The 25,176-nt window shown below is 49.3% G+C and carries 16 protein-coding genes; 12 read left to right on the plus strand and 4 right to left on the minus strand.

Annotation, left to right across the window (positions count from 1 at the left end):
• Positions 1 to 19 precede the first annotated feature (19 nt).
• From AC2CG4_RS09755 to AC2CG4_RS09790, 8 genes are all read left to right on the plus strand, one after another.
• Positions 20 to 3,535: a DUF1592 domain-containing protein gene (locus AC2CG4_RS09755; RefSeq protein ID WP_484486079.1), complete on the plus strand. Its 3,516-nt coding sequence runs from the start codon at positions 20 to 22 to the stop codon at positions 3,533 to 3,535.
• A gap of 77 nt (positions 3,536 to 3,612) precedes the next feature.
• Positions 3,613 to 4,989 (plus strand): DUF1552 domain-containing protein, encoded by a 1,377-nt coding sequence (locus AC2CG4_RS09760; RefSeq protein ID WP_484486080.1) that lies wholly within the window; start codon positions 3,613 to 3,615, stop codon positions 4,987 to 4,989.
• Between the two features lie 129 nt (positions 4,990 to 5,118).
• Positions 5,119 to 6,489, plus strand: a complete 1,371-nt coding sequence (locus AC2CG4_RS09765; RefSeq protein ID WP_484486081.1) for a class I SAM-dependent methyltransferase — start codon at positions 5,119 to 5,121, stop codon at positions 6,487 to 6,489.
• 531 nt (positions 6,490 to 7,020) lie between these two features.
• Positions 7,021 to 7,623 carry a DUF2214 domain-containing protein gene (locus tag AC2CG4_RS09770; protein ID WP_484486082.1) on the plus strand — a complete coding sequence of 201 codons (603 nt, stop codon included), beginning with the start codon at positions 7,021 to 7,023 and terminating at the stop codon, positions 7,621 to 7,623.
• 176 nt (positions 7,624 to 7,799) lie between these two features.
• Entirely contained in the window at positions 7,800 to 10,739 is a 2,940-nt protein-coding gene (locus tag AC2CG4_RS09775) for a cellulase family glycosylhydrolase (protein WP_484486078.1), read from the plus strand.
• A gap of 27 nt (positions 10,740 to 10,766) precedes the next feature.
• Positions 10,767 to 14,168, plus strand: a complete 3,402-nt coding sequence (locus tag AC2CG4_RS09780) for a DUF1592 domain-containing protein (protein WP_484486083.1) — start codon at positions 10,767 to 10,769, stop codon at positions 14,166 to 14,168.
• A gap of 49 nt (positions 14,169 to 14,217) precedes the next feature.
• On the plus strand, positions 14,218 to 15,423 hold the full coding sequence (locus tag AC2CG4_RS09785; protein ID WP_484486084.1) for a DUF1552 domain-containing protein: 1,206 nt from the start codon (positions 14,218 to 14,220) through the stop codon (positions 15,421 to 15,423).
• 158 nt (positions 15,424 to 15,581) lie between these two features.
• Entirely contained in the window at positions 15,582 to 16,136 is a 555-nt protein-coding gene (locus AC2CG4_RS09790) for a cytochrome b (protein ID WP_484486085.1), read from the plus strand.
• Between the two features lie 33 nt (positions 16,137 to 16,169).
• On the opposite strand, the gene AC2CG4_RS09795 is transcribed toward AC2CG4_RS09790, so the two are convergent.
• From AC2CG4_RS09795 to AC2CG4_RS09805, 3 genes are all read right to left on the minus strand, one after another.
• The gene (locus AC2CG4_RS09795) at positions 16,170 to 17,423 is read right to left on the minus strand and encodes a valine--pyruvate transaminase (protein ID WP_484486086.1); all 1,254 of its coding nucleotides are present in this window, start codon (positions 17,421 to 17,423) and stop codon (positions 16,170 to 16,172) included.
• Between the two features lie 97 nt (positions 17,424 to 17,520).
• Positions 17,521 to 17,886 (minus strand): response regulator, encoded by a 366-nt coding sequence (locus tag AC2CG4_RS09800; protein ID WP_484486087.1) that lies wholly within the window; start codon positions 17,884 to 17,886, stop codon positions 17,521 to 17,523.
• Positions 17,887 to 18,038: 152 nt separating this feature from the next.
• Positions 18,039 to 19,313 carry a YihY family inner membrane protein gene (locus AC2CG4_RS09805; protein WP_484486088.1) on the minus strand — a complete coding sequence of 425 codons (1,275 nt, stop codon included), beginning with the start codon at positions 19,311 to 19,313 and terminating at the stop codon, positions 18,039 to 18,041.
• Positions 19,314 to 19,398: 85 nt separating this feature from the next.
• Between AC2CG4_RS09805 and arsC the strand changes: the two genes are divergently transcribed.
• Genes arsC through sppA form a run of 4 tightly spaced genes read left to right on the plus strand, consistent with a single transcriptional unit; the run spans position 19,399 to position 22,793 of the window.
• Positions 19,399 to 19,743 carry an arsenate reductase (glutaredoxin) gene (gene arsC / locus AC2CG4_RS09810; RefSeq protein WP_484486089.1) on the plus strand — a complete coding sequence of 115 codons (345 nt, stop codon included), beginning with the start codon at positions 19,399 to 19,401 and terminating at the stop codon, positions 19,741 to 19,743.
• Entirely contained in the window at positions 19,740 to 20,336 is a 597-nt protein-coding gene (gene wrbA, locus AC2CG4_RS09815) for an NAD(P)H:quinone oxidoreductase (protein WP_484486090.1), read from the plus strand. The genes arsC and wrbA overlap by 4 nt, the downstream gene beginning before the upstream one ends.
• Before the next feature lie 42 nt (positions 20,337 to 20,378).
• Positions 20,379 to 20,831: a DUF2069 domain-containing protein gene (locus tag AC2CG4_RS09820; RefSeq protein ID WP_484486091.1), complete on the plus strand. Its 453-nt coding sequence runs from the start codon at positions 20,379 to 20,381 to the stop codon at positions 20,829 to 20,831.
• A 21-nt stretch (positions 20,832 to 20,852) separates the two neighbouring features.
• Entirely contained in the window at positions 20,853 to 22,793 is a 1,941-nt protein-coding gene (gene sppA, locus AC2CG4_RS09825) for a signal peptide peptidase SppA (RefSeq protein ID WP_484486092.1), read from the plus strand.
• Between the two features lie 63 nt (positions 22,794 to 22,856).
• Here sppA and AC2CG4_RS09830 read toward each other — a convergent pair whose 3' ends face one another.
• Positions 22,857 to 25,139 carry a PQQ-dependent sugar dehydrogenase gene (locus AC2CG4_RS09830; protein WP_484486093.1) on the minus strand — a complete coding sequence of 761 codons (2,283 nt, stop codon included), beginning with the start codon at positions 25,137 to 25,139 and terminating at the stop codon, positions 22,857 to 22,859.
• Positions 25,140 to 25,176 lie beyond the last annotated feature (37 nt).

The raw sequence follows: 25,176 nt of genomic DNA on the forward strand, positions 1-25,176 counted from the left end.
AGCTTAGAGAGAACCTATCATGAAAAAATTATTGAAACTGTCGATGCTCTCCTGCGGGGTAACCCTGGGCATCATGGCTTCCAGCGGCGCTATCGCCCAGGGAGCCTGTAGTGTGAATTATGCTGCCGTCAACAGCTGGGGCAATGGTGCGCAAATTACCACCACCATCACCAATACCAGTGCCGCTAAAACCAGCTGGGAACTCTGCTGGACTTACGCGGGCAATGACACGATTGCCAACCTCTGGGATGGTACCCATACCCAAACCGGTAAAAATGTCTGTGTGAAAAACGCCGGTTACAACGGCAATCTACCCGCTAACGGCACCGCGTCGTTCGGATTTATTGTCAATAACCCAGGTACCGCACCCACTGCCTTCACCCTCAACGGTGCAGCCTGTGGCGGTGCCGCCAGCAGCGTTCCAAGCAGCGTGGCGCCCAGCAGCGTGTCTTCCAGCAGCAGAAGCAGCACCCCTAGCAGTGTGTCTTCCAGCAGCGTAGCGCCCACCGTGGCCGCACGCTGGTTGCTCGATGCCAGCAAATCCACCTTTAACTTCGTGACCGTTAAAAAGAGCCTTGCCGGTGCCGAAACACCTGAAAGCATGACCTTTAGTCAGCTGACCGGTACTGTCGCCACCAATGGTCAAGCCACACTGACCATTCCGCTCGCCAGTATCAGCACCAACAACGTAGTGCGCGATCCACGTATGCAGAGCATGCTGTTTGAATCCAACTACTTGCCTAGCCTGCACTTCACCACCCAGCTCGACCTGGCGGTAATCGATGCAATGGCTCCTGGTAGCACCAGTGTTCAAACCCTTACCGGTAATCTGGTTCTGCACGGCATCGTGAAAGCATTGACGTTTGATGCCCTGGTGGTAAAACACGCCAACAACAGCGTCAGCTTCTCACCGCGCAAACCCATTGTGATCAACTCCGTTGATTTCGATCTGAATGCCGGTGTTGAAGCCCTGCGTGCGATTGCAGGTCTCTCAACCATTGGTGAGAAAGTACCGGTTTACTTCAAGATGTTCCTGAACCGCGACAACCCCACCAACATTCCAGCGATTAGCTTGGCCGCTGCGCCTGCTGCCGCTACCGGCCTGACCGGTACTGTCAGCAACGCCACTGGCACCGCTAACCTCAACTGGGCTGATGTCAGCAACAACGAAACCGGCTTCCTGGTTCGTCGTAAACTGGCGGGGACTACCGGTCAATGGGCCACCCTCACCAATGCGGCGGCTAACAGTGTGAGCTTCGCTGACAGCCTGACTGCCGCTGGCAGCTATGACTACAAAGTCATCAGCTACACCGACAGTATCCCCGCTGCTGCGACTGCTCCGTTGTCACTGGTGTATAACGGGACCACCGGCTCTTCGGTATCCTCAACCAGCAGCTCTGCGGTAACCTCGATTAGCTCTTCGAGCAGAAGCTCAACCTCGGTTTCCTCTGGCAGCTCTAGCAGCGTTGCCTTCCTCGGCAATGCCACCACCGGCGGCAATATTTTCAAAACCAAAGGTTGTGCAGGTTGTCACGAAGACCCAGATGGTGATGGCGTATTTGAAGGTTTTGCGTTCAACGTAAACTCCTTTACTTATCCAACCAGATTTGCAGTAAATAACTACACAGATGCCAATGTCGCTGGTTTGAGCACCTTTATCAGCCAGCAAATGCTTCCACGCGTGGGCGGCTGTACCGATGCGAACTGTGCCGATCATTTGGCCGCCTATCTCTGGTCGCTTAAAGGCCGCGTTCAAACTGGCGCCGTAGCGTGCGATACCTCATCGCCAGTGAAATACGGTATGCGTTCGGTTAAGTTGTTAACCTCTTTCGAATACCACAACTCATTGCAAGCTTTGTTTAACAGAACATTGCCAGCCAACTTCGCGTCGAAAGAATTGGCGAATGCCGATAAAACAGTCGCTAACTTGCCAAACCATTTGACCGAGCCAGTCTCTGAAGCGCGCTTGCTGTCGTACAAGAAAAATGCTGAAGATATTGCCAGCTGGGCAATCACCAACAATGCGGTGACGCTGAACAATTGCAGCGATACCACCTCAGCAAGTTGTGCCACCAGCTTTATCGACAACTTCGCGTATCTGGCTTTCCGTCGCCCACTGACCAACGAAGAGAAAACCGAGTACACCGCAATTGTACGCAACGGTTCAACCGGTCTGCGCTGGGCTATCCAAACGGTGTTGATGTCACCACAATTCTTGTATCGCACCGAACTGGGTATTCCCGTTAGTCAGGCTCGCTCACAATCCTGGGGTAATAGCTCGGTATTCCAATCTGCTGACGGCACTGCTTATGCACTGGATCCCTACGAGTTTGCATCCGCACTAGCCTACATGTACACCGGTAGCGCACCCGACAGAACCCTGTTAACCGCAGCTGCTAATGGCTCACTCGAAAATGCAACCTCACTCGGCCAGCAAATTGACCGCCTACTCGACTCCGATCTGGGTAAAGCACAAATAGGTCGTTTTGCGGGCCTGTGGTTCCGCACTGATGGTGTGGTCGATATGGCTCGTACTGGTAGCACCAGCTTCAATCAGTCAGTGAAAGATTCCATGGCGCAAGAGATTCGCGAAATTTACAAATACGCGTTCTACAACAACTTGCCATTCACGGATATTTACACTGGCGATTACACCGTACTTAACAGCACCTTGTCGCAGTACTACGGCGTGGCAGGCGGAGGCACCAGTGCAGCCGATTGGCGGATGGTGAACACTGCCAACTCCAAACGTGGTGGGGTATTGGCCTCTGGTGCATTTATGACAGTAAATGCTCACGCTGGCCGCACCTCGCCAATCAAACGTGCCGTGCATGTGCGTCAGGATATGCTGTGCCAAAACATTCCATTGCCAACGTCATTTGAAGACAACACCGGGTTACGTGACAAAGCCGCTCTTGACGCTCAAACCGCGTTGGAAGCTGGCAACCTGACTACCACCCGTTTCTACGATATGCAAACCGCAGTACCGGGAACTCCTTGCGCACAATGCCACAACGCAATTATCAACCCGCTCTTCGCAGTTGATGATTTCGACCACTTGGGCATGCCACGCGCATTGAGCAACGGCAAGGTTGTACAAAAAGCATTGGATCTGAACGGCAACGAAGCGCGCACCAATTTGGTTGAAATACCAATGGTTAATAACGGCGGGCGCTTGTTTGGTGCCAATGGCGTAGGCACAGTTGGCTTCAATGAAGTGAATAATGAAAAAGATACTGGTTCACCAGGTCTTTCATTCACCGGCTCTAAAGATTTAGGGAAAGTGATGGTAGCCAATAACCTACCCGGTATAGATGCGTGTCTGATCCAAAAATCATTCCGCTATGCAACCGGTTATTCACTGAGCAGACAATTCCAGGATGACACACTGGAAACTCCGCTTACTACCCAACAGCAAGGGCAACTGGCCTGTGTATCCGATGCACTGAAAACCAGACTCTCTGCGAGCAATCGCAATCCAAGAGCCATGCTGAAAGAACTGGGGATGTCTAACGTAATTCGTTTCCGTCGCTAAGGCTTAGTGGGTGGAGCACTGCTCCACCCCGTAGCTAGACAACCAAAAACAGAATTCTAAATCCAAGAGGTTTGGTTATGAAAAAAATTGATAGCAAATTTCGCCACTTACCCGAGGAAGATGCACTCGAGGCGATGGAACATCACAAAAAACTCGAAGAAGGGCCTGCTGCACTGAATGCATATTTGAAAGAAGATTATTACAGCGGCAACAAACAAATCCGTGAAGACTTTGTCAGAAAAGATCGTCGCCGTTTTCTTGACCTGATTGGCAAATCCGGCATCGCAGCAGGGCTGCTAAAAAGCTCTGCATTAGTGGGCGGCATTTTGGCCAACCGTCATGTGCTCGCGCAGGACGCCACCAACAAACGTGTCGTATTTTGCTACTTGAACAGCGGTGCAGCTGCGGGTCAGTGGATGCCAACTAGCGCAAGCCAGATGAACCAGATTACCCGCCCCTATGGTCCACAGGGTTACGCGGTGTCCGACATATGCCACTTCCGTCAGGTGGATGTAATTACCTCTGGTCACGCAACTGCGATGAACTCTCTGGGCGTGACAGATTACAACTCACCCACCATGGACAAGCGTATTGCATCGGTACTGGGCAGCAGCACGCCTCGCTCATCGATTTATTTGGGTGCAAAAGCTACAACCAACGGCACACTCTGCAGCAACATCGGCCCCTGCCAGGACAATCCCACCCAGGCACTCGCCAGTATCTTTAGTGGCACTGGTGGCGGCGGTGGCGGAACAACACCTGATACAACTTATGCCTTGTCTTATGATGCGCAATTGCGTGCACTTGATTCCATCAAGAGCAAACTTAGCACGCAGGAATATGCACGTTATCAGGAACATATCGATTCACTGAAGAAAATCAAAACCAATACTGCGAATGCAAATAGCAGTAGCAGCAGCGGAACAACTACGACCAATTGCGGCAGCAACATCACCCCAAGTTTGGCTAACATGCAGGCTACCGGCAAATCACAAGCCGATATTATTGTCGCTGCGCTTGCCTGCGGCATTACGAAAGTTGCAACCCTGCAATTGGGCAACCACCAAGGTGACTGGACTGGCCACAATACGTCCTGGAGTCAAGACGCGCACCAAGCGTGTCACGGTGCACCTAATAACAGTGCATTTGTTGAAATGTGGCGCTACCTGAATGATGTGCCCGCTTATTTGATTGATAAACTGCGCAAAACATCGGGCCCGGATGGTCAACCGCTCATCAATTCCACCGTAGTTGTACAAGTAACTTGTATGGGGAACGGCATGGATCACACGTCAGGTAACGGTCCATTTATTGTTGCGACGCAAATGCCAGGATTTGCGAGTGGTTTTTCTGCGCGACAAGGTGGCAATGTGTATGACTTAAACGGTGCAATTCCAAAAGGCATGGGCTTGGCTGGTATTAATCTCGGCAGTAACACCTTAGGTCTTGTGTAATTTTTAATTGTTTGACAAGCAATACTAAAACGCCTTCTACTGCCCTGCTTTAGAAGGCGTTTTATTCTGTAAAGAATTTATATTTAATTGAAATATCAACTGATTCGAATTCACATCTGGTAAAGCGAAATGATTAATACGAAACATTATTCTAAAAATTTTATCGGATGCACTCTCTGCCCCAACTGTGGCAGCACCGCACAACAAGGTTTTGATTTCAAAAACTTATACTGCTCGGCTTGCGGCACACAACATTTTTCACTGGGCGATGTCCCCTGTTTATTTCCTGCAGGCAATCACCACACCGTAATCTGGCAACACCAAACTGCCACTATGCAATATATGGCATCACAGGGATTAGCTGCCTTAGAGGAATCACTATCACGCTACGATTTAACCAATACCAGCCGCCAACGACTCACCGATATTCAAACCGCAAATCAAATTAATCTGGAATCTATTCTCACACTGCTACAAAAACACGGAATTAATCCTGCTCCAAACGAACAACTAGGACAAATGAACCCCGGTGATATCAGTGAATACTTTGATCTCATTTTTCGTGATTGGGCCTGGGACTCAGGCTTAACGCCAAACCAGGAAAACGCATCGGCACTGCAGCGAACCATGCAGTTTATTGCAGATTTACCCACAAAACCGCAACGAATCTTGGTGCTGGGTGCAGGCGCAGGAAGATTGAGCTGGGATATTCACAGCCAATTAAAACCTGAATTTACTGTCGCACTGGATAGCAACCCACTGTTACTGGCAGTGGCAAGTGAGCTTATCTACAACCAGAAACCACTGAACTTTGGTGAATTCAAAAATTTTCCGCAGATTAATTACCCCGCCACCAAAAGCTGGACGCTAAACCCTATAGATGACCCTGAAAATTTGCGCAGCAGTTGGCTTTTAATGGGCGCTAATGTTTGGCAATTGCCATTCATCAAACAGACTTTTGATTTAATTATTACACCATGGTTTATTGATGTTAACGGTGGTGATGTAAGAGATTTAATTGGTTTGATACATGGGCAGTTAACAGATCATGGTCACTGGATAAACTCAGGGCCGCTCTTATTTACTCGCCACCTGCCCACGCAACTCAAATACACCGCGTCCGAAATAAAGGAATTTATCGATCTTTCAGGTTTTGCATTTTGCTCTGAAAAAATAGAGAACGCTGGCTATTTATTATCGCCCCTTGAAGCACGCTTCAGAGAAGAGCAAGTGTGGTCCTTCAGCACCCAAAAAAGAATGCCATTGACTGAAACCATCATTCAAACCAACGCATGGTTAATCATGCATCACTTATCCATCCCCAATCTCAACTTCACCTGCCGGGACTCGCACCAACTTATCGATATTATTCTGGCAAAGGTTGACGGTATCCGTTCGATTAACGACATATGCCTTGAAATTGCCCCGCAAATACCAGAAGGAATCGCAGTGAAAGATCTGGTGGTTACTTTATTTGGCCAAATCATCTCCGAAAAATGAAAAGGAGAGACCTATTCCATTTGAGCACACCCAATACGCGACCCTGTATAGATGCGCAACACAGATAAAAACACAGTTCACTCATAAAACTAGACGAATAAAAAAGCACTTTCATCATAATCTTTATAAATAAAACAGATTTAATTGATTTTTGTGAATTGATCGCGCTGTCAATTTGCTGTAACGTGGAATAATAATCATAAAAACAGGTTCGACTATTTAGAAAAATGGTTTTTAGTTATAAAGAAACGGCGCTTGATGGATGATTCTGGCGTCATAATTATAAAGACCGTGATTAGAACAAGGGAAATAAGTGCTGTATTCGCAAGAATTGCACACTTTTCTGCTTCACCTTCCAGTAGTAATTAAATTTGCGCGCGAGCGTTCGTAAAGTTCTTCTGACCGTAAAAATTTGTTTTCAATTTTTCGCCAGATGTTTTTATTGACACTTTGTTAGCGCAACCATGCACGACAAAAAATAACAACCTAATTACAACCTGACCCAAAACAACAACAAAGGCGCGGACGACTATGAAGACCTTGATTGTTTATGCTCACCTCCTGGCTGCTTGTGTAGCTATCGGTATTTTACTTATACAGGATCTGGCACTGGCCAAATCCAAAGGCAGCCCGCTATCGGCTTCCGCCATCAAAGACCTCACCCGATCGGCCGAAATTATGTTTATCGCCCTGATCGCCCTGTGGATTTCCGGCCTGTCGCTGGTGCTGATCGGCTATCTGGATAACCCTCAGTATTTAATGAATCCCAAACTCTGGGCCAAATTCACCGTGGTCGCTGTGTTAACCCTGAACGGTATCGCCCTGCACTACTTCAGCTTCCCTCGCGTCACCTCGCGCAAAGGGCTACTGGGGCTGCCGACCTTTGAACAAATTCTGGTGACCCTTACCGGTGCCCTCTCCTCAGTGTCCTGGCTGTTTGCCTGTTATCTCGGCATCGCCCGCCCCTGGAATTACACCGTGGACTACAGCTTTGTCATGTTCATCTACTCAGGCCTGCTGATTGGTGCGTTTATTGTGGCGGGTGAAGTCTTGCGCGCCATGCGCAGAGCAGAACCCGAGCCTCCTATGCTCACCGAACAAATTCGGATGAACACCTCCCGTAAATTTGATTGATTTCTAAACCCGATAGTTGCTATCGGGTTTTGGTCGTGATGACAGCGCTGTAATGATCATGACGACCCGCTGTACCTGTTTGCTTTACCCGTTCCGTTTGTTTTACCCGTTTTGACAATAACGATGTTGATGACCGTTGCCAGTGCAAGCTGGCATTTACCTCCGAGGAAGACACTATGAGTAGCTTTAAAGCCTCTGCGATCACCCCTCGCCTGGATGGAGCCCTAAAACGCTCCCTCTATGCGGTAGGGTTCTCCCTGGCTGTATCCACTCTTTCCACTACCGCATATGCTGGTTGCCAGTATGTGATTAACAACCAGTGGAATAATGGATTCGACGCCAAGATAAGAATAACCAACGATGGGACTAGTACGATCAATGGCTGGACCGTTAACTGGCAGTACAGCGGCGACAACCGCGTTACCAGTAGCTACAACGCCAATTTCAGTGGTAGCAACCCTTATACCGCCAGTAACCTAAGCTGGAATGCGAGTATTGCGCCCAATCAAACTGTTGAGTTTGGCTTCCAGGGCAGCAAGGGCGCAGCAGCGGCTCAAATCCCCGTCATCACGGGTACCGCCTGCGGTGGCACTACCCCATCATCGGTGGCGGCATCGTCTGTTGCAGCTCCTTCGTCAATTCCCGGCGTATCCAGTTCACGCTCTTCTGTTTCTTCCAACGGCACGCCTCAAGGTGTAGCGCCATTGGTAGTACAGGGCAACAAAGTAACCGCCAATGGCCAACCAGCCAATCTGGCAGGTATGAGCTTGTTCTGGAGCAATACGGGGTGGGGTGGCGAGAAATACTACAACGCCCAAACCGTGGCTTGGTTGAAGTCTGACTGGAAAGCCAATCTGATCCGTGTGGCGGTAGGCGTTGAAGAGTCCGGCGGTTTACTGACCGACTCGTCTAACAAGACTCGCGCCATGACTGTGATCGACGCGGCCATTGCTAACAACATGTATGTGATCATCGATTGGCATACCCATACCGCTGAAAACAATAAAGCCGCTGCTATCACCTTCTTTAAAGAGATGGCGACCAAGTACGGCAACTACAACAACGTGATTTATGAGGTATACAACGAGCCGCTACAGGTATCCTGGAGCAACGTGATCAAGCCTTATGCGACCGATGTAATCAAGGAAATCCGTGCGATTGACCCGGACAACCTGATCATCGTAGGTACTCCTACCTGGTCACAAGACGTGGATGTTGCCTCGCAAGACAAGATCACCGCGTATAGCAACATCGCTTACACCCTGCACTTCTATGCGGGCACCCACAAGCAATCCCTGCGCGACAAAGCACAAACCGCGTTGAACAACGGTATTGCCTTGTTTGTCACCGAATGGGGTTCAGTGAATGCCGATGGTAATGGGGCGGTTAATACCGCTGAAACCAATGCTTGGTTGAGCTTCCTCAAAACCAACGGTATCAGCCATGCTAACTGGGCATTGAATGACAAGGCAGAAGGCTCTTCTGCGCTAGTGCCAAATGCCAGTGCTAACGGTGGCTGGACGGCAGCGCAATTGACCGCTTCAGGTACCTTGGTACGCAACAATATGATTAGCCAGAACGGTGGATCTACCTCGAGCGCGGCACCATCCAGTGTTGCACCGTCTAGTGTTGCACCCAGCAGCTCACGCTCTAGCACCCCAAGTTCAGTGGCACCAAGTTCAGTAGCGCCAAGCTCTGTAGCATCTTCTGTGAACAACGGCGCAGGCGTTCTGTTCAGCGAAACCTTTGAAAGCGGTGCGGTAAATACTCAACCAAGCGGTTGGGAAAACTTCATTGGCTGGGTTCCAAACAACAGCAATACCACCTCCGGTGCACAATATGCGTTGATTGACAGTTCCAAGTCTTACAGCGGTGGCAAGTCCATTCGCTTCAAAGGCGGCGCTGCACCTGCGCAAATCATCCGCGCCCTGCCTGCTGGCACCCAACGTCTGTATACCCGTGCGTACGTGAATATGAGCGTAGCGATGGGCAATGTAGCCGGCGACAACCACGAGCACATTCTTGGCCTGAAAAAGACCAAAGATGCCAACGATGAAATCCGTGTTGGTCAAATCAAAGGCGTTTTAGGTACCAACCATATCCCAAGCGATAACATCGCCCCGAAAATGAGCCAATGGTACTCAGGCCCGCAAATGGCGGCCAATACCTGGTACTGCGTTGAGGTGGATTATCTGGCGGATCTGGCTTATGACACCTTGAGAATGCGCGTGAACGGCAATGAAGTTCACTCCATTACCTCGGCTAACGATTGGAACAACGGTGCCTTGGGTGCTGATTGGATGAGCGATAAGTTCAACTATGTGATGTTTGGTTTCCACAGCTTCAGCGGCCGTTCTGCTGACGTTTGGATGGATGACATCGTTGTGTCTACCCAACCTATCGGTTGTGGTGCGACACCACCGCCTGCAAGCTCAAGTGCACCAAGCTCTGTTGCTCCATCAAGCCGCTCCAGCACACCAAGCTCTGTGGCGCCATCCTCATCAGCACCATCTTCTGTGGCTCCAAGCTCTTCAGCGCCAAGCTCTGTAGCACCCAGCTCAAGCAGCCGCTCAAGCTCTTCTGCTGCTACGACCGCTGCATGGACTCTGGATACCACCGCGTCTTACCTGAACTTCGTAACTGCCAAAAACACCCACAACGTGGAAGTGCATAGCTTTACTGGCCTCAGCGGTGACATCAGTGCAGCCGGGGTAGCCACCCTGACTATCGATCTGGCCACAGTGAGCACCGGTATCGACATCCGCAATCAGCGTATGCGCGATCTGTTGTTCGAAACAGCAACCTATCCAACCGCCACCATCACGGTCACTGTTCCCGCTAATGCGATCAGCAGCCTTGCCGTTGGTCAAAGTTCAGCGACCGATATCTCTGCCAGCCTGAACCTGCATGGTGTGACCGGTGCGATTACCACCAAAGTCTCCATCCAGAAACTGTCGGCTAACCGCGTCCTGGTACAAAGCTTATCGCCCATCCTGATCAAGGCTGGCGACTATGCACTCGCCGATGGTGTGGAGGCTCTGCGCGCAATCGCTGGCCTCGGATCGATCAGTGTGGCCGTGCCTGTGGACTTCGCGCTCGTCTTTGACGCCCGTTAATTGGATGAAGCTTAGAGAGAACCTATCATGAAAAAATTATTGAAACTGTCGATGCTCTCCTGCGGGGTAACCCTGGGCATCATGGCTTCCAGCGGCGCTATCGCCCAGGGAGCCTGTAGTGTGAATTATGCTGCCGTCAACAGCTGGGGCAATGGTGCGCAAATTACCACCACCATCACCAATACCAGTGCCGCTAAAACCAGCTGGGAACTCTGCTGGACTTACGCGGGCAATGACACGATTGCCAACCTCTGGGATGGTACCCATACCCAAACCGGTAAAAATGTCTGTGTGAAAAACGCCGGTTACAACGGCAATCTACCCGCTAACGGCACCGCGTCGTTCGGATTTATTGTCAATAACCCAGGTACCGCACCCACTGCCTTCACCCTCAACGGTGCAGCCTGTGGCGGTGCCGCCAGCAGCGTTCCAAGCAGCGTGGCGCCCAGCAGCGTGTCTTCCAGCAGCAGAAGCAGCACCCCTAGCAGTGTGTCTTCCAGCAGCGTAGCGCCCACCGTGGCCGCACGCTGGTTGCTCGATGCCAGCAAATCCACCTTTAACTTCGTGACCGTTAAAAAGAGCCTTGCCGGTGCCGAAACACCTGAAAGCATGACCTTTAGTCAGCTGACCGGTACTGTCGCCACCAATGGTCAAGCCACACTGACCATTCCGCTCGCCAGTATCAGCACCAACAACGTAGTGCGCGATCCACGTATGCAGAGCATGCTGTTTGAATCCAACTACTTGCCTAGCCTGCACTTCACCACCCAGCTCGACCTGGCGGTAATCGATGCAATGGCTCCTGGTAGCACCAGTGTTCAAACCCTTACCGGTAATCTGGTTCTGCACGGCATCGTGAAAGCATTGACGTTTGATGCCCTGGTGGTAAAACACGCCAACAACAGCGTCAGCTTCTCACCGCGCAAACCCATTGTGATCAACTCCGTTGATTTCGATCTGAATGCCGGTGTTGAAGCCCTGCGTGCGATTGCAGGTCTCTCAACCATTGGTGAGAAAGTACCGGTTTACTTCAAGATGTTCCTGAACCGCGACAACCCCACCAACATTCCAGCGATTAGCTTGGCCGCTGCGCCTGCTGCCGCTACCGGCCTGACCGGTACTGTCAGCAACGCCACTGGCACCGCTAACCTCAACTGGGCTGATGTCAGCAACAACGAAACCGGCTTCCTGGTTCGTCGTAAACTGGCGGGGACTACCGGTCAATGGGCCACCCTCACCAATGCGGCGGCTAACAGTGTGAGCTTCGCTGACAGCCTGACTGCCGCTGGCAGCTATGACTACAAAGTCATCAGCTACACCGACAGTATCCCCGCTGCTGCGACTGCTCCGTTGTCACTGGTGTATGCGACTGCCGGATCTTCGGTAGGCAGCTCATCTAGCGCGCCGATAACCTCAGCAGGTTCATCTAGCAGCACTCCACCAACCAGTTCTGGTAGCTCTAGCAGTACGGGCACAATCGTAGGCAATGCTGCGAATGGGAAAACCTTATGGGGCACTCGTGGCTGTGTTGGTTGCCACGGTGTGGACGGCGCAAAAAATGCGAATGGAACGGCTGCAGCTGTAGCACTCAATCCTAACCGCACTTTCTATCGTCACAGAAATGATACTCAGGATCGTACTCTGAGAGAATTTATTGCGCTGTGGATGCCGCCTGGTGGTGAAGGTTCATGCACCGGCCAATGTGCTGCAGATTTGGAAGCTCACATTTGGACGCTCCGCAAAGCCAGCGACGGTATACCGGACAATCAAGTTAAGTACTTCAGCTGTCCATCAAACGTGGAGAAATACGGTCAACGGACCCTGCGCTTGCTGACCAAACTGGAATATCAGCGTTCTGTAAGAGATTTGGTAGGTTATCAAGCCGATGTGACTGCAAGCTTGCCCGATGACTTTGTGTCAGGCGCGTTTGTTAACAACAACACCCTGTCGATTGATAAGACTCGCTACACCAGCTATTTGGCCAATGCTGAACGCATCGCCGATGATGTAGCTACACGTTGGAATGCGGTGCTCAGCTGCACACCATCTACTAGTTGTGCAAACACACTAGTAAACACCTTGGGTCCACGTATTTTCCGTCGCCCTCTGACTACTACTGAGCAATCTGCGTACGTAGCTGTCGCTAATGGTACTACCGGTGGCCGTACCGTCACCGACGGTATGAAAGTTGCGCTGACCGCCATGCTGTCATCACCGCAGTTCTTGTATCGTTCAGAGGTCGGAACGCTATCAAGCGGCGGAGCTTACAAACTTGATGGTTACGAAATGGCAACCTACATGGCGTATACCTTCACCGGTACCACACCAAGCACTGCACTACTGACTGCTGCAGGTAATGGCACACTCGATACTGCTGCTGGCATACGTACTCAAGCGGCAACCTTGCTCAACTCAGCCAATACTAAATTGCTCCTGACAGATTTGGTAAACCGCTGGTTGCTGACCGAGAAAATCGAAACACTCACTAAACCAGCAGTGAGCAATTTCGCAACGCTTGGCGCAGATATGAAGAACGAGCTGGGTAAAAACTTCTCTTACGCAATGCTTGAAGCTAATGGTAATTTTGCCAATATCTACAATCCAAGCTATACCCACGTCAACCAACGCTTAGCGACCCACTACGGCGTGACCTTGACCGGCACTCTGGATGCAGACGGCTTTGCCCGTGTAACGACCAGTGACCGCGGTGGTATCCTGACTTCAGGTGCGTTCTTGTCGCGTTATGCCAGCACGACTGACTCCAACATGATCACCCGTGCAGTAGCGATTCGTCGTAAATTGATGTGCCAGGATATTCCTGAGCCACCGTCAGGTGTAAGCCTGGATCGCGAAGCCTTGTTTGCACAAGACAGAGAGTTCTATGAAAACCCACACACCACACAACGGATGATTTTTGATCGCATCACTGGCGGAACTACCTGTTCTAACTGCCATGCTGAGATCATCAATCCATTGGGTGGCGGTTTGGAGAACTTCGACACAGCTGGCCGTGTTCGCTCAACCGATCTGAAAGGCAATGCAATTGTGTCTAGTGGCACTTTCTACTCGCCCTATCCACAGCTCCAGTTCCTGAACGATCCGGATCGCGTACTTTACAAGCCAGAAATTAAATTCAATGGCGCTAAAGATCTCGCACGTACCATTGTTGAGCATCCGGAATTATCGAGCTTGGCCAAGACCTGTCTGGCAACCCAGTTCGTAAGCTATAGTTCAGGTATTAACTCAATCTTCCTGATCGACTCCGATAGAGATGTTGGCTACAAGCGCATCAGCCCAGCTGAGGAAAATGCTTACCGCTGTGATGTAACTAATTTGACCAACGTACTATCAACTAGAGGCCCACGTGCAATGTTGGAAGAAATTCCTGCATTGGAATCTGTGATGTACCGGAAGGAGTGGGTGCGCTAATGCGCGCCCCTTTTCCCCTCGCCTTGTTAACGAATTGGAGTAAATAAAAATGAGATATAGAGACTGCTTCGATAAAGAGCGCAGAGACTTTCTGCGCATCGTACAGCGCGCCGGTATTTCTGCCGGATTGCTGCAAGCTTCCAGCCTGATTGGCGGAGTCATGTTGGCGCGTGTTGCAGAAGCACAAAGTGGCGTACCAACCAAGAGCTGTTTAGTGTTTTCTGGCGGCGGTTGCCAACCGCACTTGTGGTACCCAACTGGCAGCACACTGCCCGCCCAGTCGGCACCACTGCAATCCAACTACAGTCGAATCGCAATTATGAAAAGCGCCAAGTTGACTGGCGCTGGACACGGCATCATGTTCCATCGCTTCGATAACGGCAGCTTCTCCAGAGACAGTTTTGATGTAAACATGGGGCGCACCATTGGTGCGAACTACCCGGTTAAATATCTCAACGTGGGCACCACTGAAGAATCACAACTTAGCCGTGAAGGCAGTGCTAGCAAACCAACTATTACTAGCCCTCAGACAGCAATGGACATTTTGTTTAGCGGTGGCTCAACCCCCTCTACCGGTACAGCGCCGAGAAAATCGATTGTAGATCTGCACTACCCTGCAGTTAACAGTTTAAAAACTAAACTGGGGCAGCATGAAAAAGAAAAACTGGATAGCCACTTTACGGCAATTCAGGAAATCGAAGCTGCAATCGGCTCTGGTGGTAGTAGTGGTGGCGGTGGTGGCGGTTCCTGTCCAAAACCAGCTAGCACTGCGGTGACTGGTTTCGATGCACTGGCAAAAATGCAAGTTGATATCGCTGTGTTAGCACTGAGTTGTAATCTAACCGCATCGGTGTCCGTTGCATTTGGTTCAGACGCACACAACCATATCTTTGATAAATTAGGTGGTCGTTCATCTCACCAATCGCATCACTTTAATCAAGCGCAGTACACCGAAGACATTGCTTACATGCAGGGTTTAACTAAGTATCTGCTGGATAAGCTGAATACTGCTGGCCTGTTAAGCTCAACGATTGTGACGCAACTGTCCGACATGGGCCTTGCTGATGCTCACGGCAATGACGACGTACCTATGTTGGTTGCAGGTGCAGGCATTACTGGCGGCCGCGTGCTGGATATTGGCGGTAAAACCCAAGCTGATATCTTCCACACGCTTGCATTGAAAATGCGTGCAGATCAAAGCCCTAACAGTACGGCTTACCGTAACTGGGGCGGCTCGATTATCGCAGGCCTATAAGCCCTTCTGCCCTGCGGTGCCGGAATGTTATTGTCTGGCGCCGCAAGGCGATTTCATTTATATTCCCCCGCTGTAATATTTCTTTTTAGCAACACCGTATTTAGCCGCATCAAAAAAATTCCCCGAATAATCCTATAAAAATAACGCGAGAAAAAATAATGATCAGAGACTCCCACCATAATTTCGGTATTGTCAGTATTTTTTTCCATTGGTTAAGTGCTGGATTAACTTTGTTTTTATTTGGCCTTGGCGCTTATCTGACTAGCTATGGCTACTACTCACCTGATTACTTGGAAATTGCCCATCTACATTACGCTTTAGGTATTGTTTTATTTGGCGTGGTGAGCATCAGGCTGCTATGGCGCCTCACCAGTAAAACCCCAAAGACACTGGTCGATTCTTTCCTCGTAAAAATGGGAATAGCACTGAGCAAACTGGTGCTCTACGTGAGCTTGTTCGCCATTTTGATTAGCGGTTATTTAATCTGCACCGCTGAGGGACAATCGATTAATGTGTTTGGCCTATTCCAAATGCCGTCATTTATACTGCTAGAAAATGAGCAGCTCAACATCGCAGGGCTAACTCATAAATACGTTGCGTGGGGATTAATGGCTCTCGTAATAATTCACGCGGGTGCAGCGCTGGTGCACCACTTTCTTAAACGCGACCGCACCTTGGTGCGCATGCTAAAAACAAATAAGCATCCAAACTAAGTTCAAAAAAAATAGAGTCCGCGAGATTATTGTTTATGAATTGAAAATTTTTCTTACCTCATCGGCAATAATCTGCGCACCCTGCTCTACTACAGTGGCATCCTGACAATAAGTCACACGAATACACTCATGACAGTGTTGCCAATCACCCGCCAAACCGGGAAAGAAATGATGGCCGGAGACAACTAAAACACCGCGCACTTTTAATCGCTGATACAGCTCTTCACTGCTAATAGGCAAATCTTTAAACCAGAGCCACAGAAAAATCGCGCCTTCCGGTTTGTGGATATAACACGGCAAGTCGCCAAGATGTTTTTTAAAGGTTGCAACTGCGTGCTCCATACGCGCACGATAAAAAGGCGCAACGACCTCACGACTTAATTGCAAAATCTTTCCCTCTTCCATTAAGTGCCGCGCGAGTGCCGGGCCAAAATTCCCCGTAGCTAAACTTAAAATAGTATTGGCTTTAGCGAAGGCATTAATGATGTCAGGGTTTGCGATCACTATACCGGTACGCGCGCCGGGCAAACCCAATTTGGAAAGGCTGAGCACAAGAATAGTGTTATCGTTCCAATGAGGTTCAGCAGCGGCAAAAATAATATTCGGGAAGGGTGTGCCGTAAGCACCATCAACAATAAACGGGACTTGATGCACTCGCGCTAAAGCATCGAGCTTTAATAACTCTTCATCACTGATGACATTGCCAGTGGGATTAGTCGGGCGCGATGCACAAAGCGCACCTGTCTCGCCGGTAATCTTGAGCTGTGCAAAATCTACGTGATATTTAAAAAAACCATCGGGCAACATTTCGATACTGGGACGCGTGGCGGTAAAAAAATCCGCGCTGATACCTAAATCGCTGTAACCCAAATATTCCGGCGTAAGCGGTAATTGAATGCGCTTTTTAGAACCGTCGGCATAATCGCCGGCAAACAAATTAAACAACACAAAAAAGGCCGATTGGCTGCCGTTGGCGAGTGCAATATTCGCCCGTGTAATCGGCCATTGATATTCGTTGTGCAGCAAGTTGGCGATGCTATCCAGTAAGTCAGCATCGCCTTGTGGCGGTTGGTATACACCTAACAGCTGGTGGGTTTCATCAGGATTATTGAGTGTTGCACGCAGCGCCTCTTCAAACGCCTGCTCCATCGCAGGAATACGCGCGGGGTTACCGCCGCCCATAAAAATCATGTCGGGATTGACACGCAATGCTTCGCCCAAGTCATCCATCAAGGAGACTATGCCAGCATCGGTACAGAGTTTTTGCCCAAAGCGAGAAAATTGCATAAAAATACCGGTAGATTAGTTGCCGCAATTGAATGCGGGGCAATCTAGCGGGTCAGGTGAAAAAAAACTAGCGGATTGGATCAATCCAAATTTCTTTTTAGATCAATCCAAATTTTTTTAAAGTCGCCGCCAGTTTTTCTGGATTAACTGGTTTCTGAATAAACTCAATAGCACCCAATTGAGTGACGCGCGCATGAGCAGTCGGCTGAATATCGCCAGAGATGACGATAATCATGGTATCCAACCCTTCCGTTTTTACCGCTTCCAATACTTGATACCCGTCCATTTCCGGCATCGTCAGGTCAAGAAATACCATCTCGCCCTTGCCTTCACGAATAGCCTGCAAACCCTCGACACCGTTGGCGGCAAAGGTGATATCGACATCCCAGCCTTCAGGGAGGGAGCGCGCGACTTGCTTGCGCGCCATCATAGAATCATCACAAATCAGTAGAGGTGTCGCCATTGGGTAAACGTTTCTTTTAATTGGTGAAATGAGAGATACAGGTTAAATACTGACCTGACCATTTAGCACAAGAGTCAAAAATCAGTGAGCACTGAAGAGTATAGTCAGGGATTTTTACCCTGAGCGAGTTTTTTACCCAGCTTTGCGTTGCATTAATCAGCATTAAGCGCTTGACTGCGCGGTACAACAGGTTGCCGCTCAAAAAGCTCAGCCACTGAAACATTCAATAATTGTTTACTACACTCATCCACACCGCCCAAAACACGAATAGCCTCCCGCCCCCAAGGCACATGGACAAGGTCACTTTGATCCTCCGGAAGCTGACGGGGCAAGGCTACAATATCGCTCAACTGATTCAGGCTTAGTAGCTGAAGATTCTGACTGAGCAAATAGTCCCCTTGATAATCCGTACTAATCACATGCTTTTTCACCAATGCATCGCGGAGACGTTGCCACTGCCCTGCAGCCAACCCTTGCGCAAGCTCCCGTTCCGCTACCGCAGCCCCCTGCCCCGAAGCGCTATAACAGCGCCAAAGAATCATTAAACTGGCAAATAGATCCGGATAATTACGATCCCGCAGCACCACTTGGTGCGCGCCAATGGCATGCACAAAAACCGCGCCCCCCAAAATTACCGTCCAAATCAAATTGACCCATAACAAAAACAAGGGCAAGGCAGCAAAAGCGCCGTAAACCAGGGTGAATGACGAATGGCCGACAATCCAGCCAAACGCCGCTTTTAATCCCTGAAAGCCGAGCGTGGTAAAAAAACCGCCGATCATGGCGTGCCTTACTGACACCTTGCAATTAGGTACAGCGACAAACAACAGCGTGAATGCAGCCCAAGTTAGTACCCAAGGTGCAAACCGAAAAGTCCACTCAATAACACCCAAACTATCGTAAGGGCCGACTAACAGACGCAAAGAGGCAAGGTAGGTGCTCATGCCCAATGCGGCGCCGAGCAGTAGCGGCCCCAAACTCAGAATTGCCCAATAGAGTAAAAAATTGGCAACGCCGCGCCGACCGCGCGATACCCCCCAGATGCCATTAAAATTTTGCTCGATATTTTTGAGCATCAAATAGGCAGATACCAACAAAAATGCCAAACCAAATACGGTCAGATTGCGTGCTTGTGCAGAAAAGTCTTTCAGGTATTTACCCAAATCCTGTTCACTATTGGGCAAAAAGTGTTCGAACAACAATGATTGCAATTGATCGCCAAGATCCTGAAAGGCCGGGATAATCGAAAACATGGAATAGGTCACTGTCATCATCGGCACAGTGGCAAACAGGGTGACGTAGGTGAGCGATGCGGCACTCTTCTGGCATGATTTGGCTTGATACTGGCGTATCATCAGCGACAGAAATCCTCTCAACCAACGATATCGTGTATGGATAAACTCAACAAATGAGGATGAGCGAAGCATAACGTTAAATCCTTAAACCAAGTCGGGGGCGCAGCCGTTATAATCTGCCGCTGCCATTATGAATAAACCTTATCAAGAGACAATTATGATCACACTTTATCACAACCCGCGCTGCTCAAAATCGCGCGAGGCGCTGAGCCTGTTGCGTGAACAAGGGCAGGAACCCGAGATCATTCTCTATTTGGAAACACCGCCCAACGCTAAAACCTTAAAAGCCCTACTGAGCAAATTAGGCATAGGCGCGCGCGATTTATTGCGCAAAGGTGAAGATGCCTACAAAGAATTGAATCTTGCCGATGAAAAACTCAGTGAAACGGCGCTGATTAAAGCGATGGTAGAAAACCCTAAACTCATTGAACGACCGATTGCAATCAATGGCGACAAAGCCGTGATCGGCCGACCACCCGAACACGTAAAGACCATTCTATGACACCGTATATTTTAGTTTTGTACTACAGCCGCAACGGCTCAACCCTCGAAATGGCAAAACAAATTGCGCGTGGTGTTGAACAAGTCAGTGGCATTGAAGCGCGCTTGCGCACTGTACCTGCGGTATCCACCGTCACCGAGGCCACTGAAGCAGCAATTCCCTCTAGTGGTGCGCTTTATTGCAGCGAAGACGACTTAAAACATTGCAGCGGTTTAATCCTCGGCAGCCCTACTCGCTTTGGCAATATGGCCGCGCCGATGAAATATTTCCTCGATGGCACCAGTGGCCTTTGGCTAAATGGCGATTTAATCAATAAACCCGCCGCTGTGTTTACCTCAACCTCAACCTTGCACGGCGGGCAAGAATCCACTCTACTCTCCATGATGTTACCGCTGTTGCATCAGGGTATGGTGATTGCGGGCATTCCCTACAGCGAAGCGGCCGTCAGCAGTACACGCACGGGAGGCACACCTTATGGGGCATCCCATCTCGCCAGTGGCGATACACCCACCAAATTGAGCGGCGACGAAATTGCGCTGTGCCAGGCGCTGGGCAAACGTATCGCAACACTCGCGTTAAAACTTTCTCACTGAAACTTCGTACTGAAGCTCCCGTATAAAACACAAGGTTGATGTATGACTAACACACCAGAACACAATGACGCACACACCGCAGAAAAACCCAAAAAAGTTATTGTGATTAGCGATGCAGATTCAGTTGTACTGCATAAAAAATTGCGCATTGGTCAACTCCTGTGCAATAGCTGTTACATCGCACTGCTGATTGTGTTCACACTCAATTATGTTGTGAATGACAATGTAAAACTGGCAACTTGGTTAGTTTCAATATTTCCGCTGCTGATTTTTATTCCGGGGTTGCTCAAACCCAAACATCGCACCTACAGCTGGATGTGTTTTGTTTTGCTGATGTATTTCCTGATTATCATCCCGCTGCTGATGAGCAGCTGGCACTGGAGCTATTGGCTCATGACCATTCTTGTCTCTACGCTCTTTATCGCCGCGATGATGACCAGCCGCTGGCTGCAATACTGGAATTATTATTTGTCTACCAAAAGCAACCATTCATAAATTTTTCAGAAGGAAGTTATTGTGTCTGTGAATTATTACGAGCCACCTGCAGCGCCCGACTCTGCGCAACCCAATTCCGCGCAACCTAAACACACCGCACCGCAACTGCCCGTGCCAAAAAAACGCAGCGCCTGGAAGATTTTTTTTGGTGGGTTAGGCGCAGGCATTACCTGGTTTCGCAATGCACTGATGAACACTGTGTTTATCATTTTTCTGATTATTTTTATCGTCGCTATAAGTGCAAGTGCACCACAACCATTGCCAGACAGCTTTGCGCTGCGCCTTGCACCCACTGGTTTACTGGTCGATCAGCGCAGCCATATAGATCCAACCAGCATGCTCTTATCCGATGAAGATCCGGAAGAAAATGAAACAGTCGTAAGAGACCTTGTTAAGGCTATCAACAAAGCGGCAAAAGACAAACGGGTAACCATGCTGGTATTGGAACCCGGCCGCTTGCTCGGTGGCGGCATTAGCAAAATGGACGAGATTGGCCAAGCGTTAGAAAATTTTAAAAATGCCGGTAAAAAAATTATCTCGGTCAGTGACAATTATTCGCAAGACCAATACTACCTCGCCAGTTTTGCCGATGAAATTTATCTGCATGAAATGGGCATGATCGAAATTACCGGTTATGGCCGCTACATGAACTATTACAAAACTGCGCTGGATAAACTCGGCGTCACCATTCACGCCTTCCGTTCCGGTAAATACAAAGATTATTTGGAACCCTATCTGCGCGACGATATGTCGGCAGAATCGCGCGAACATAACGCCCAGTGGATCAACGAACTCTGGAGCAGTTATACCGGCAACATTGAAAGCCGCCGTAAATTACCGCCGGGTAGCATCAACGATTACATCAACAATATCGATGCACACATGGCGTTAACCACCGGCAATAGCGCTCAGCTCGCATTGGAAAAAGCATTAATCGACAAAGTGATCTCGCGTCAGGGCATGGAAAAAATGCTGCTCAAACAAGCAGGCAAAAGCCAAGACGGAGATTGGTATAACGGTGTTGGGGTTAAATCCTATCTTGCCGATATTCGCAAAACACCTTCAGTGAAAAAAGGTAAAGTCGCCGTCATTGTAGCCTCCGGCTCGATCGTCGATGGCCACCAACCCAATGGCAGCATCGGCAGCGAAAGCATGCTGGAACTACTGCGCCAAGTAAGAGATGACAAGAGCATCAATGCCTTGGTGATTCGTATCGACTCCGGCGGCGGCAGCGCCTTTGCCTCTGAAATTATTCGCTCGGAAGTTATCGCCCTGCGCGAGAAAAAAATCCCCATTTATATTTCCATGGGCACAGTCGCTGCATCCGGCGGCTATTGGATCGCCACCGCTGGCGATAAAATCTGGGCGCAACCCACCACTATCACCGGCTCGATTGGTGTCTTCGGTGCATTTCCGACTTTGGAAAATTCCCTGCAAAAAATCGGCATCAATACTGACGGTGTAGGCACCACCGAATTGGCCGGCACCATGCGCCTGGATCGCCCATTGTCAGACAAAGCCAGCAAAATAATTCAAATGGGTGTCGATCATATTTACCAACGTTTTATCACGTTAGTAGCCGATGCTCGCAAGCAAGAAATCAGTGCAATCGATGCAATCGCCCAAGGCCATGTATGGACTGGCAATAAAGCCAAAGAAATTGGTTTGGTCGATGAGCTGGGCACACTGAATGATGTCATTGTTGCAGTTGCTCAAGCCGCCAACCTCAGCAGCTATTCGGTTAAATTTGTGCAGCGCCCACTTTCGCCCAAAGAAGAATTGCTGCGCTCACTCACCGGCGGCCAAGCAGGCATGTTTGCACCTACATCCTTATTAGAAAAATTCACCTCGCTTAACGTATTAAATAATCTCGCCCCCGTGTTGAAACCACTCAGCGATTTACAACACATGAATGACCCGCAGGGAATTTATGTGCAATGTTTGGATTGTGTGGCGCCTTAACATTAAAAGTTGTGATTGGCGGGTGCACCTGCCAATCACCCTATTCTTTTCTCGCCGATCTATCTAATTGCAGCCAGTCAATCCACCAATCCAGGCTGCTATAACATCCACCGCATCCTGATCAACCAAATGCGAACCCAAGGGTGGCATTTGGTTGTCATCTCGCGCTTTCATACGCGCAAGCAATACTGAACGTTCGGGCTCACCCGGTGCAATGATACGTGCGTTACTGATACCCAAATCGCCCGCTACTGGTTGCATATTGCAAGTGAGGGTTGACGACAAAGCTGTGCTGAATCGCAAATCCAGATTTACTGGTGTGGGGCCGCTTGGGCTATGACAATTACTACAATTACTGTGCAAATAGCTGCGCGCACGTTGCGCGAGGGTTGCGCTGGTATCATCCAGCGCGAATAGTGTTTTTGTTTTTTGTGCAGCTGAAATCTCGGAGGAAAAGATATTGATATGGCCAAACGTATCCAATTGATGTGCAGTGACACCATTCGCGGTGTAGCGAATAGCATTATTGAGTTGCAGAGTTTCCAAACCCAATGCAAAGTTTGCGACCTGTGTATGACAAGTGAGGCATTGGCCGCGACTGGGGTATTGCCATTGAACACCTTCAATTAGTTTTTCTTTGCCGTCGGATAATAAGCGCGCGTCCGTTTGATCGTCGCGCCATTCGTAACTAAAACCCTGCCAGCCTAGTTCACCGCGTGCAAACAACCGTGTTTCTATATAACGGTTATTTAATTTGAAATGTTTCATCAACACACTGCCGACAGGAAATAAAAAATCACCGGCACTGGTTAAATCGATTGATGTGTTATTCGGCAGCGATAAATAGCGGTCTTTTTCTGCCGTATCAGACCAAAACGGGCTGGCAACTTTATAGGGGATCATAGCCGCAGCAGGCAGTGTTGGATTTGCCGAGTTGACACAGCCTGTTGCCGATAAACTCGCGGCCATTGTGCCCGGCTGCAATTCTCCACCAGTGGCCTGCATTTTTACGATTTGCGTACCGGCACCTGATTGGCCAAGTGCATACAGCTCACCTAAATTATCTTGCGCGAAAGACACTATATTGAGGGGCACATTACCGTGACTACTAACACTAACAGTGCCGCTGCTGTTACGTGTGATTGACTGCATGGTATTAACGCAGTAATCGGTGAAAAAATATTTTCCGTAAGCGGCAGGATATTGTGCCCCGCGATAAACATAACCGCCAATCACTGAGCACACGCCAGTATTGTGACTAATCGACAACACCGGTTTTATTTTATTAGCCCTAGAGCAATTGGCGCGTCCGCTATAGCAAAAGTCACCTTCCATATCACCCCAGCCGTAATTTCCTCCAGCGGTTACCAAATTAACCTCTTCCCATGCACTCTGCCCCACATCGCCCACCCACAATTCATTAGTTTCCCGATCAAAACTAAAACGCCAAGGATTGCGCAAGCCATAGGCCCAAATTTCAGCTGCACCGCCAGTAGTCGCAAATGGATTATCAGCAGGAATTGCGTAATTGCGCCCGCCACTGATGTTATTGACGTCAATGCGTAAGATTTTACCGAGCAGATTATTTTTATTCTGTCCGTTTTGCTGAGGATCACCCCCACTGCCACCATCACCGGAACTAATATATAAATATCCGTCGCTGCCAAACGCAACTTGTCCGCCGTTGTGATTCGAATAAGGTTGATTGAACCGCAGCAAAATAATTTCTGAATCGCGATTAATCACTCCATTGCTAGATACTTCAAATCGTGTCACGCGAGTCTCCAAATTATTACTCGCGTTGCGCCCAATATAATTGAAATACACATAGCGATTCACGGTGAATTGCGGATGAAACGCCATACCTAGCAAGCCAGTCTCACCGCCAGAAAAATCTACGCGATCTTCAATATTTAATACTTCGGTTAATGTATTGACGTTAGCATTATTTTGAAAACGCACTACCCTGCCCGACTGCCGTGTTGCGTACCAATAGCTATTGTCATTAGGTGCCTGCAATAAATTGGTGGCGTTAGCGATATTCGGCAGAGAAGGAAACACTGCTTGCCAACTAATACTGATCGGTGCACTGGCGGTAATTGGCGCAGGTGCAAGGCAAGTCGTATTGGATGGACGAACGGCCAAACCCGATACAATGCTCGCTGCACTGGATGAAAGAGCAGAAGAAAAAACAGCTGAAGAATTAATCAGGCTTGCTGAAGACTGTGCAGTGCTTGTTGCAATGGATGATGTGGATTTATTACCGGAACCTGAACTACCGCCACCACAGGAAATAAAACCCAAACAACTGGTAATAACTAGCCATTTTTTTACGCAGGTTTTCATAGTGATTACCTCGTAGTGCGATAAGCCGAATGGGAAA

The sequence above is a fragment of the Cellvibrio sp. ATLC23 genome (assembly GCF_057196725.1).

Bases quoted from the DNA above. Each gene is read 5' to 3' on its own strand.
- AC2CG4_RS09805 (WP_484486088.1), bottom strand. From the start codon at position 19,313: ATGCTTCGCTCATCCTCATTTGTTGAGTTTATCCATACACGATATCGT.
- AC2CG4_RS09755 (WP_484486079.1), top strand. From the start codon at position 20: ATGAAAAAATTATTGAAACTGTCGATGCTCTCCTGCGGGGTAACCCTG.
- AC2CG4_RS09800 (WP_484486087.1), bottom strand. From the start codon at position 17,886: ATGGCGACACCTCTACTGATTTGTGATGATTCTATGATGGCGCGCAAG.
- AC2CG4_RS09765 (WP_484486081.1), top strand. From the start codon at position 5,119: ATGATTAATACGAAACATTATTCTAAAAATTTTATCGGATGCACTCTC.
- AC2CG4_RS09760 (WP_484486080.1), top strand. From the start codon at position 3,613: ATGAAAAAAATTGATAGCAAATTTCGCCACTTACCCGAGGAAGATGCA.
- AC2CG4_RS09785 (WP_484486084.1), top strand. From the start codon at position 14,218: ATGAGATATAGAGACTGCTTCGATAAAGAGCGCAGAGACTTTCTGCGC.
- wrbA (WP_484486090.1), top strand. From the start codon at position 19,740: ATGACACCGTATATTTTAGTTTTGTACTACAGCCGCAACGGCTCAACC.
- AC2CG4_RS09790 (WP_484486085.1), top strand. From the start codon at position 15,582: ATGATCAGAGACTCCCACCATAATTTCGGTATTGTCAGTATTTTTTTC.
- AC2CG4_RS09780 (WP_484486083.1), top strand. From the start codon at position 10,767: ATGAAAAAATTATTGAAACTGTCGATGCTCTCCTGCGGGGTAACCCTG.
- AC2CG4_RS09795 (WP_484486086.1), bottom strand. From the start codon at position 17,423: ATGCAATTTTCTCGCTTTGGGCAAAAACTCTGTACCGATGCTGGCATA.
- AC2CG4_RS09770 (WP_484486082.1), top strand. From the start codon at position 7,021: ATGAAGACCTTGATTGTTTATGCTCACCTCCTGGCTGCTTGTGTAGCT.
- arsC (WP_484486089.1), top strand. From the start codon at position 19,399: ATGATCACACTTTATCACAACCCGCGCTGCTCAAAATCGCGCGAGGCG.
- AC2CG4_RS09775 (WP_484486078.1), top strand. From the start codon at position 7,800: ATGAGTAGCTTTAAAGCCTCTGCGATCACCCCTCGCCTGGATGGAGCC.
- AC2CG4_RS09820 (WP_484486091.1), top strand. From the start codon at position 20,379: ATGACTAACACACCAGAACACAATGACGCACACACCGCAGAAAAACCC.
- AC2CG4_RS09830 (WP_484486093.1), bottom strand. From the start codon at position 25,139: ATGAAAACCTGCGTAAAAAAATGGCTAGTTATTACCAGTTGTTTGGGT.